Annotated in this window: 9 protein-coding genes; 6 read left to right on the top strand and 3 right to left on the bottom strand. The window is 36.4% G+C overall.

Features of this window, described 5'->3' with window-relative positions:
- A partial coding sequence (locus tag LPB89_RS19325; RefSeq protein ID WP_230703289.1) for a hypothetical protein occupies nucleotides 1-180 on the top strand: 180 nt, incomplete at its 5' end.
- A gap of 646 nt (nucleotides 181-826) precedes the next feature.
- Complete coding sequence (pafA, locus tag LPB89_RS19320) at nucleotides 827-2,464, top strand: alkaline phosphatase PafA (RefSeq protein WP_230703288.1); 1,638 nt, start codon at nucleotides 827-829, stop codon at nucleotides 2,462-2,464.
- A gap of 105 nt (nucleotides 2,465-2,569) precedes the next feature.
- Here pafA and ald read toward each other — a convergent pair whose 3' ends face one another.
- Nucleotides 2,570-3,688 carry an alanine dehydrogenase gene (gene ald / locus LPB89_RS19315; protein ID WP_230703287.1) on the bottom strand — a complete coding sequence of 373 codons (1,119 nt, stop codon included), beginning with the start codon at nucleotides 3,686-3,688 and terminating at the stop codon, nucleotides 2,570-2,572.
- Between the two features lie 199 nt (nucleotides 3,689-3,887).
- On the opposite strand from ald, the gene LPB89_RS19310 reads away from it, so the two are divergent.
- Nucleotides 3,888-4,346, top strand: coding sequence for an Lrp/AsnC family transcriptional regulator (locus LPB89_RS19310; protein ID WP_127339627.1), 459 nt, complete (start codon nucleotides 3,888-3,890; stop codon nucleotides 4,344-4,346).
- Between the two features lie 61 nt (nucleotides 4,347-4,407).
- Here LPB89_RS19310 and LPB89_RS19305 read toward each other — a convergent pair whose 3' ends face one another.
- Both LPB89_RS19305 and LPB89_RS19300 read right to left on the bottom strand, forming a co-directional pair.
- Nucleotides 4,408-5,856 (bottom strand): glyceraldehyde-3-phosphate dehydrogenase, encoded by a 1,449-nt coding sequence (locus tag LPB89_RS19305; RefSeq protein WP_230703286.1) that lies wholly within the window; start codon nucleotides 5,854-5,856, stop codon nucleotides 4,408-4,410.
- Between the two features lie 219 nt (nucleotides 5,857-6,075).
- On the bottom strand, nucleotides 6,076-7,476 hold the full coding sequence (locus tag LPB89_RS19300) for a trypsin-like peptidase domain-containing protein (RefSeq protein ID WP_230703285.1): 1,401 nt from the start codon (nucleotides 7,474-7,476) through the stop codon (nucleotides 6,076-6,078).
- Between the two features lie 139 nt (nucleotides 7,477-7,615).
- Between LPB89_RS19300 and dapF the strand changes: the two genes are divergently transcribed.
- The 3 genes from dapF (at nucleotide 7,616) to mltG (ending at nucleotide 10,097) form a co-directional block, all read left to right on the top strand.
- On the top strand, nucleotides 7,616-8,398 hold the full coding sequence (dapF, locus tag LPB89_RS19295) for a diaminopimelate epimerase (RefSeq protein ID WP_230703284.1): 783 nt from the start codon (nucleotides 7,616-7,618) through the stop codon (nucleotides 8,396-8,398).
- A gap of 114 nt (nucleotides 8,399-8,512) precedes the next feature.
- Nucleotides 8,513-9,040: a GNAT family N-acetyltransferase gene (locus LPB89_RS19290; RefSeq protein ID WP_230703283.1), complete on the top strand. Its 528-nt coding sequence runs from the start codon at nucleotides 8,513-8,515 to the stop codon at nucleotides 9,038-9,040.
- Between the two features lie 16 nt (nucleotides 9,041-9,056).
- Nucleotides 9,057-10,097, top strand: coding sequence for an endolytic transglycosylase MltG (gene mltG, locus LPB89_RS19285; protein WP_230703282.1), 1,041 nt, complete (start codon nucleotides 9,057-9,059; stop codon nucleotides 10,095-10,097).
- Nucleotides 10,098-10,129: the final 32 nt, after the last annotated feature.

The raw sequence follows: 10,129 nt of genomic DNA, 5'->3' as shown, positions 1-10,129 counted from the left end.
TTTGATGGGGATTTTTTGTTTTCGAAATACTGCAGTTATGCGGGAGCCCTCCCGATAGCTATCGGGACTATCGGGGGTCGTCGCCTTTCTTTTAAAAACCCTGTTTCTAACGAAACGGGGTTTTTTGTTTATATCGATTCGTGGATTTTTAACCGCAAAGCACGCAAAAGGGTTTACTAAATCCTCTGAAATCGCAAAGGACACAAAGCTGTGTGGCAAGTATTGGAATTTGGGACTTGTCCCGATGGCTGTCGGGATTGGAGTTTTGTGTTTATACCTCAGTGCGTTAGGGATCGCAGTGATATCCTTTTGCGGGAATCCCGAAAGCCCTGGCGCAGCAACCTCAAACCACTCCCGCAAAAGATTTAGTGAAGAGCCCGGCCCGAAGGGAAACGCCCAAACAGAATACCTGATGATGTTTTAAAAAATGATTTGTTGGGTGGATTTTAACCGCAAAGCACGCAAAAGGGTTTACTAAATCCTATAAAAATCGCAAAGGGCGCAAAGCTATGCGGCAAGTATTGGAATTTGGTGCTTGTCCCGATGGCTATCGGAATTGGAATTTTGTATTTATACCTCAGTGCGTTAGGGATCGCAGCGATATCCTTTTGCGGAATCCCGAAAGCCCTCGCGCAGCAACCCCAAACCACTCCCGCAAAAGATTTAGCGAAGAGCCCGGCCCGTAGGGAAACGCCAAAATGAAATATATGATGATAGACCAAGTTGAGATTCTGTTAAATTATAATCAATTTTAGGTTTTAAATTATGGTGGGTTAGCCTATCTAAATGTGAATCTGTATTTTTGTATTTAAATTATAATTGAAGTATGAAAAAAAGTATTGTATTGTTGACATTATTTGTTATCTCAAATTTAAGTGCTCAACAACGTCCCAAATTAGTTGTCGGTATTGTAGTAGATCAAATGAAAATGGAATATTTATATCGGTTTTCTGATGATTTTTCGCCAAATGGGTTTAAAAGATTAATGAATGATGGATATACTTTTCAGAATATGCATTATAATTATATGCCTACTTATACTGCTCCGGGGCATGCTTCTATTTATACAGGGACTACACCTGCAACCCATGGAATTGTAGGTAATGAATGGTTTAGCAGAACCCTTGGTAAAAACATTTACTGTACTGATGATGCATCTGTTAAAACCCTTGGAGACGGTACAGTTGAAGAGGGCGCAATGTCTCCCAAAAACTTACAGAGTACAACTATTACTGATGAAGTAAGAATGGCGACTAATTTTGCCGGAAAAGTGATTGGTATTAGTTTAAAAGATCGTGGTGCCATATTGCCTGCAGGCCATTTTGCAAATTGGGCTTTCTGGTATAGTAAAACAGGTTCTTTTATTTCCAGTACTTTTTATGGGGATAAGTTACCGGAATGGGTTACTCAATTTAATAATGAGAAGCATTATTTGCCTTATATCAATAAAGGATGGAATTTATACAAACCAGCGGATACATATAACGAGAGCCTTCCGGATAATAATCCGTATGAAGGCAAGTTGTATGGTAGTGCAGCACCGGTTTTTCCTTATGATTTAAAAAAAATGTATGAGAAAAATGATGCCGGTATTTTAAGAGCAACTCCTTATGGAAACGATTTATTGGCAGAGTTTGCTATGAAAGCAGTTGAAAACGAAAGTTTGGGGAAGGACAATATTACCGATTTCCTGACAGTGAGCTTTTCTTCTACAGACTATGTAGGCCATTTACTCGGACCTCGTTCTATGGAGCTTCAGGATACGTATTTGAGACTGGACCAAACTATAGCTGACTTTTTAAGTTATCTGGACAAGACGGTTGGGAAAGATAATTATTTGCTTTTCCTGACTGCTGATCATGCTGGTGCTGAAAACGTAATCTACTTAAAAGATCATAAATATAATGTTGATAATTATCCTTCAAAAGACGTTAAGCAAAGCATGCAGGATTTCTCAGCTAAAACTTTCGGAGCAGATTTAATTTTAGACTATTCTAATTTTAATGTATTCTTCAATAAACAAATCATTAAAGAAAAGGGATTGGATCTAATAAATGTTAAAAAGGCTTTTAAAGATTTTTTAATTGCTCAGCCTCAAGTCAAAAAAGTATACACAGAAGAAGAGATAATGGCCAATTCCGGAAATGATTATTACTTAAACTTTGTGGCAAAAGGTTATGATGTAACTCAAAATGGTGATTTAGTTATTGTTGATAAGCCTGGAGATATTGAATATTCAACTACAGGAACTTCACACGGCACACCTTATAGTTATGATACGCATGTTCCTGCAATTTTTTACGGATGGCATATCAAAAAAGGAGAATCGTACGATAAAAAGGCTATAACTGAAATTGCACCGACAATTGCTCAAAAAATAAAAGTTTCTTTTCCTAATAGTACTGAAGCTAAAGTAATGCAGGAAGTTTTAAATGAAAAAGAAATCATTTCTGCTAAAAAATAATAAAAACTGTTTTACAACAAGTTTTTTGTAATATAAAAAAGGCTTTTCAATTAAGAAAAGCCTTTTACATTTAGTGTTTTAGTAAGCACTTATTTAATGTTAGCACTATGCGTTTGCTAACACTAATTCTTGGTTAAAAGGAAGATTCCAAGCTTCAGCAACTCCTTTATAAAGGATTTTTCCATTCGCAACATTTAATCCTTTTTTCAATTCTTCATTTTCAGCACAAGCTTTTTCCCATCCTTTGTTTGCTAATTGCAATGCGTATGGTAAAGTTGCATTTGTTAAAGCTAAAGTAGAGGTGTAAGGAACAGCACCCGGCATATTCGCTACACAGTAGTGAACAATATCATCAATAATAAAAGTAGGATTCTCGTGAGTCGTTGGGGTACAAGTCTCGATACAACCACCCTGATCTACCGCTACGTCAACAACAACAGTTCCCGGACGCATTAATTTTAGCATATCACGAGTAATTAAGTGAGGTGCTTTTGCTCCTGGGATCAAAACAGCACCCACAATTAAATCTGCATCAGCAATTGCTCTTGTAATGTTATAATGATTAGACATTTCTGTATTCACATTCGCAGGCATGATATCATCTAACTGACGTAAACGTGGCAAGCTTAAATCCATAATAGTAACCTGAGCTCCTAAACCAGCAGCCATTTTTGCAGCTTGTGTTCCAACGATTCCTCCACCAAGTACTAAAACTTTTGCCGGTGGCACACCTGGAACACCACCTAAAAGAATTCCTCTTCCTTTTAATGGTTTTTCAAGGTATTTAGCTCCTTGCTGAATAGCCATACGACCTGCAACTTCAGACATTGGAACTAATAATGGTAAACTACGATCTGCTTTCTCAACAGTTTCGTAAGCTAAACATACTGCTCCTTTTTCCAACATGGCATGAGTCAGTTCTTCAGAGGAAGCAAAGTGAAAGTATGTAAAAAGTAATTGATCTTTTTTGATTAATGGATATTCAGAAGCAATAGGTTCTTTTACTTTAATGATCATTTCAGCAATGGCATAAACTTCTTCGATAGTTGCCAAAACGGTTGCACCTGCATCTGCATATTCACTATCGGCAAAACCGCTACCTAAACCTGCAGTTGCCTGAACGTAAACTACATGTCCGTGTTTTTTCATTTCAGAAACACCAGCCGGAGTTAATGCTACACGATTTTCGTTATTCTTGATTTCTTTTGGAACACCTATTATCATATCGTTATATTTTTTTGTTTTTTGAAATTGTTTTTACAAATTTACAGTTAGAGAATATATTATTGATAATCCGCTGATAAATAAGAAAATATTATTTTATTTAGTATTTTTACAGAAAAATATTCTGTTTGGAAATGGTTTCATCTTCCAAAAAAGAAAAAATGACTTATTTTTAATCAAAATATAAAACGTTTTCGTTATGGCTTTAGATGAAACTGACAAAAAAATCTTACGTCTTTTGCAGGAAGATGCGCACTATACCTTAAAAGACATTGCAAACAAGATCAATTTATCCTTAACTCCGGTTCATGATCGGGTGAAACGTCTTGAAAAAGAGGGAGTTATTGAGAAGTATGTGTCGATTTTAAACAAGAAAAAATTAGGAAATAATCTCACGGTTTATTGTCAGGTTACGTTGACCAAACAAACCTATGATACTTCGGAAGGTTTTAATCAGTCTATTTTGAATTTGCCTGAGGTTGTAGAATGCAATTATGTCTCGGGGAACTTTGATTATATGCTCAAAATTATCATTCCGGATATGGAAAGCTATCATCATTTTCACCAGAAAAAATTGTCTGTTTTGCCTGAAGTTTCTCTGATCAATACGGTTTTTGTGATTTCGGAAGTGAAGAGTACCACAGTTTTACCAATATAATAAAACTAAAAACCACCAGGAATACCTGGTGGTTTTTAGCAATAATTGGTTTTGGTTTATATTAGTAATATGTAAACCGTCTTACTTTGGCAATATACTTGGCTAAACGGATTACCTGATGACTGTAGCCATACTCGTTATCGTACCAAATGTAGAGCACTATGCTTTTCCCATCTTTAGCCACAATGGTAGCATTGCTGTCATAAATGGATGGGGCTGAAGTTCCAACAATGTCCGATGAAACTAATTCATTGTTTAGGGAATATTTAATCTGCTCTACCAATTCTCCTTCCAGAGCATACTTTTTCATTATTTTATTAATCCCGGCAATGCTTGTTGCTTTTTTTACTTCTAAATTAAGGACTACCAGGGAACCGTTTGGAACGGGGACTCTTATCGCATTAGACGTTAATTTTCCTTCCAAAGAAGGTAATGCTTTTGCTACCGCACTTCCTGCTCCGGTTTCCGTTATAACCATATTTAAAGCAGCTGCCCTTCCGCGGCGGTATTTTTTGTGCATATTATCGACTAAATTCTGATCGTTTGTATAGGCATGAATGGTTTCCAAATGGCCTTTCACAACTCCCAAAGTATCTTCAATAGCTTTCAAAACCGGTGTAATGGCGTTAGTAGTACAGGATGCTGCCGAAAAAATATGGATTTCATCGGGATTATAATCATTGTGATTGACACCATGAACAATATTAGGAACTCCCTTTCCGGGAGCTGTTAGTAAAACTTTGCTGACACCATTTGAGGTTAAGTGCCTTTTTAAAGCCGCTTCGGTAGTAAATACACCGGTGTTGTCAATAACCAGTGCGTCATTGATGCCATATGGTGTATAATCTATTTCTTCAGGGGAATTTGCCGTAATCATGTGAACGGTAGTGCCATTGATAATCAAAGCATTATTTTTTGGGTCAGTGGTCACAGAACCCTGAAAATCTCCGTGGATGGAATCATAGCGTAATAAAGAAGCTCGTTTCTCTAAGCTATTAACATCATTTGTGTCACGGGTTACAATCGCTCTCAGGCGCAATTGATTTCCCTTTCCGGTTTTTGACATTAGCTCTCTTGCTAATAATCGGCCGATTCTTCCAAAGCCATAAAGCACTACGTCTTTGGGCTGGATTTCTTCTGATGATTTTGCTTTTTTCAATTTATCCAGAACAAAATATCTGGCATCGGGATATTTTTCATCTTCCAAACGGTACTCGTACGTTAGCTTTCCTAAGTCTAATTTTGCAGGAGGAAGATCTAATGATAAAATAACCTGAGCGATTTCAACGGAATCAAAAATGGTAATAGGTTTCCCGACAAATTCTCCGGCATACTGATGCAGGTTGATAATATCGCTGACATTTTTATCCAATAATTGATTTTTGAACAGCACCATTTCGATGGATTTGTCATACCATAAATCACTTATGATTTTAATTAATTCGACACCAGCTCTCCTTCGGTCGACTTGAAGTGATACTTCTTTTTGGTATAAAGTTTTTTTGCTCATAATTGAAAATTTGAAAAAATAAATAGGGTTCTATTTTAAAATTTTGCGCAAAAGTATCCATTTCAATCGATTTCGTAAACTATTTTAGCATTTATTTTCGAAAATAAAAAAAGCCACCTTATTTTTTAAGATGGCTTTTGAAGTTGTTATTTTCGTCCCAGTTTTCAGTTTTCAGTCACAGCGTCTGACTGAGACTGTAACTAAAAACTGAGACTAATTTTAGATAATAATTCGGAGAATTTCTCCGCTTTTATTGATCATTTCAATACGTACACTCTGTCCTTCGTCTTTTTGTTTTAAAAGTTTTGAAACAGTTTCAACATTTGTCGCTTTTACATTGTCAATACTTAAAATAATATTGCCTTGCAGTTCATTCTGATATTGCATCAGATTCTCATTTGAAATGCTTCTGATTTTTACTCCGTAATCAATTCTGAATTTCTTTTTATCAGCAGCATCAATATTTTCTAATTCTATTCCTTTAAATTCAGCACTGTAAAATTCATTTTTGCTTAGAGTTACCGGAACTGTTTTCGTTTTTCCGTCTTTAATGTAGGTTACGTTTACAACATCATTTGGACGTTTTGTATTGATATATCCTGAAAGATCGGCATAAGTAGCAATATTTTGTTCGTCCAGTTTTATAATAATATCTCCTGCTCCAAGTCCTGCTTTTTCAGCTCCTGAATTTTTGGTCACTTTTTTAACATAGAAACCTTGTGTTTGGGTAATTCCCAATTCTTTTGAGGCCGTACTATTTAATTCTCCTCCTTCAACACCTAAAATTCCTCTTTGAACATTTCCGAATTCCATAATGTCCTCGATAATTTTTCGGGCGATATTAGAAGGAACAGCGAACGAATATCCAACATAAGATCCTGTCATTGATGAAATCATAGTGTTGATGCCGATTAGTTCCCCTCTGGTGTTTACCAGTGCACCACCGCTATTTCCGGGGTTTACGGCAGCATCGGTCTGGATAAAAGACTGAATTCCATTAGTATCCAGATTTCTGGCTTTCGCCGATACGATACCGGCTGTTACGGTTGAAGTTAGATTATATGGATTTCCAACTGCCAAAACCCATTCACCAATTTTTACAGAATCTGAATTTGCAAAAGCGGTGTAAGGAAGTTTTTCATCAGCATTGATTTTTAATAATGCGATATCCATTTTCGAATCAGTACCAATAAGTTTGGCCGTGTACGATTTTTTATTGTTTAAAGTAATTTCAATTTCGGATGCATCCTTAATCACGTGATTGTTGGTTACAATATAGCCGTCCTCAGAAATAATAACACCGGAGCCGGTTCCGACCTGTTCTTGCTGCTGTTGTCCTCCGTAACCGTAGAAAAATTCCATCATCGGATTACTTACGGTTCGTCGAGAGACATTTTTTACGTGCACAACAGTATGAATTGTTTTATCGGCTGCAGCTGTAAAGTCGACAGTTTCAGCAGACAGTGCAACATTTTTGCCGTAGGAATCCGGGGCAAGGGTTACAACAGAATTTCCTTTTCCAAAAAAAGAATTGTTGCTTTCAAATAATAACTTGTAAGCACCAAGGGTAATAGCGCCGCTTAATAATGACACTAAAAATAAGGCTGAAAATCTTTTCATAATTAGAATTTATGTTTAAGTTATTTAACGTAAAATTAATTGAAAAAATTATGTAGAAAAATGGTTTAACGCTCTTTAACAATGATTAACATTTCATTAATTAATAGTTCGTACTTTTGTACTTCTTAACCGAATAAAAATGCAGATAGAATTTTATAAATATCAGGGTACAGGGAATGATTTTGTGATGATTGACAATCGTTCCGGGTTTTTCCCCAAAGACAATACCAAACTAATTGAGCGCTTGTGTGACAGGCGTTTCGGAATTGGTGCTGACGGACTTATTTTGCTTGAAAATGACGCTGAAACCGATTTTAGAATGGTGTATTATAATTCAGATGGAAACCAAAGTTCGATGTGTGGGAACGGTGGCCGCTGTCTGGTCGCTTTTGCGAATCAATTAGGGGTTATTGACGATAAAACCACTTTTATTGCCACTGATGGTTTGCATCATGCTTCAGTAGGGGATGATGCTATTGTTTCTTTGCAAATGATTGATGTGGATGAAATTCAGAAAAAAGATACGTATACTTTTTTAAATACGGGCTCTCCGCATCACGTACAGCTTGTGGATGATTTAGAGCACTATAATGTAAAGGAAAACGGAGCAGCCATTCGTTACGGTGAATTGTATGGAGAAAAAGGGAGCAATATCAATTTTGTAAAAAAAGTAGATGACAGTACTTTTTCACTTCGTACTTACGAAAGAGGCGTTGAAGATGAAACGCTTGCCTGTGGTACCGGTGCTACAGCCGTTGCAATTGCCATGAATGCCATTGGTCAGACCGATAAAACGTCGATCAATCTGAACGTGGAAGGCGGCAAGCTGGTGGTTTCTTTTGATAAAACCGGTGAACACTTTTCCAATGTTTTCTTAACCGGACCTGCAAAATTTGTTTTTAAAGGAACGATAGAAGTTTAAAAATCAATTTTTTAAATTCCAAATTCCAAATTCCAAATTCCAAATTCCAAATTCCAAATTCCAAAATCCAAATTCCAAAATCCAAAATCCAAAATCTAAAATCCAAAATCAAAAATGATAACGCTAAAAGGAGATTCTGTTTACCTGCGCGCACTAGAACCTAATGATCTGGAGTTTGTGTATGCAATGGAAAACGACCAGAGTATTTGGGAAGTGAGTAACACACAAACCCCTTACAGCCGGTTTTTGGTACGTCAATATCTCGAAAATGCACATCAGGATATTTACGAAGCCAAACAATTGAGGCTGGCGATCTGTCAGGATGAAGATTTTCCGGCTATCGGATTGATTGATTTATTTGAATTTGATCCGAAAAATAACAGGGCGGGAATTGGAATTGTCATTCAGAATAAGGACAACAGAAACCAAAAGGTTGGTTCTGAGGCACTAGGATTATTAATTAAATACTCTTTTCATAATCTAAACCTGCATCAATTATATGCAAATATTAATGTAGGAAATGTAGCTAGTATAGCACTTTTTACTAAATTTGGCTTTAAGGAAACAGGAATTAAAAAAGATTGGATTTTGCAAAATAACCAGTATCAGGATGAAGCAATATTTCAATTAATTAACAAATAACTTTAAAATTTCAGCTTTGACTATAAAAAAAATAATCACGTTAACTGCCGTAGCCGTAATTTCAGTTTTAATGATTTACGGATTCATTTTGATTAGTAGAATTTTCAGTTCCAATACAAAATTCGAAGAAAAAGAAGTATACGTATATGTTCCGACGGGAGCAAATTATACCGATGTTAAAAAGATAATAGCGCCTTACATTAAAAATTTCGATAATTTTGAAATGGTAGCCAATAAGAGAAGCTATCCTGACAATGTGAAATCAGGTCGTTTTTTGCTTAAAAAAGACATGAATAATATTGATCTGGTAAGAGCGATGCGTTCTAATGTGCCTGTGAAATTGGCCTTTAACAATCAGGAGCGTCTGGAAAATTTTGCCGGAAGAGTTGGATCTGAGATCGAAGCAGACAGTTTATCGCTGATGAAAGCCATCAAAGATTCTACTTTCCTAAAGGAAAATGGTTTTAACGAAGACAATGTTTTCGCCATGTTCATTCCGAATACCTATGAAATTTACTGGAATACTTCTGCAGAGAAATTCCGTGATAAAATGATTAAGGAATATCATAATTTCTGGACAGCTGACAGAATTGCAAAAGCAAAAGCACAGGGCTTAACTCCGGTTCAGGCTACAATTTTAGCTTCTATTGTTCATAAGGAATCCGTTAAAAAAGACGAAAGGCCTCGTATCGCCGGTGTTTATTTGAACCGTTTGCGTTTGGCAATGCCTTTACAGGCTGACCCGACCGTAATCTACGCGTTGAAATTAAAATCTAATAATTTTGACCAGGTTATTAAAAGGGTTTTTTATAACGATCTGATCATGAAATCGCCTTATAATACATATGTAAATGTGGGACTTCCTCCGGGACCCATCGCGATGCCTGATATTACAGCGCTGGAAGCTGTTTTAAATCCGGAAAAACACGATTATATCTATTTCTGTGCCAGTGTAGATCGTTTTGGGTATCACGAATTTGCTTCTACTTACGAACAGCATACCATTAACGCCAAAAAATATTCAGACTGGATTGCCGGTCAGGGAGTAACAAGATAGTTTTGAATTTAAAAAATGCCCCCATTTTATTG

The sequence above is a fragment of the Flavobacterium sp. ENC genome (assembly GCF_020991415.1).
Classification (GTDB): Bacteria; Bacteroidota; Bacteroidia; order Flavobacteriales; family Flavobacteriaceae; genus Flavobacterium.
This window is presented reverse-complemented; position numbering and strand designations above follow the sequence as displayed.

Excerpts from the sequence above, each read along its gene's own strand:
- pafA (WP_230703288.1), top strand. The coding sequence starts at position 827 with ATGAAAAAAAGTATTGTATTGTTGACATTATTTGTTATCTCAAATTTA.
- ald (WP_230703287.1), bottom strand. The coding sequence starts at position 3,688 with ATGATAATAGGTGTTCCAAAAGAAATCAAGAATAACGAAAATCGTGTA.
- LPB89_RS19310 (WP_127339627.1), top strand. The coding sequence starts at position 3,888 with ATGGCTTTAGATGAAACTGACAAAAAAATCTTACGTCTTTTGCAGGAA.
- LPB89_RS19305 (WP_230703286.1), bottom strand. The coding sequence starts at position 5,856 with ATGAGCAAAAAAACTTTATACCAAAAAGAAGTATCACTTCAAGTCGAC.
- LPB89_RS19300 (WP_230703285.1), bottom strand. The coding sequence starts at position 7,476 with ATGAAAAGATTTTCAGCCTTATTTTTAGTGTCATTATTAAGCGGCGCT.
- dapF (WP_230703284.1), top strand. The coding sequence starts at position 7,616 with ATGCAGATAGAATTTTATAAATATCAGGGTACAGGGAATGATTTTGTG.
- LPB89_RS19290 (WP_230703283.1), top strand. The coding sequence starts at position 8,513 with ATGATAACGCTAAAAGGAGATTCTGTTTACCTGCGCGCACTAGAACCT.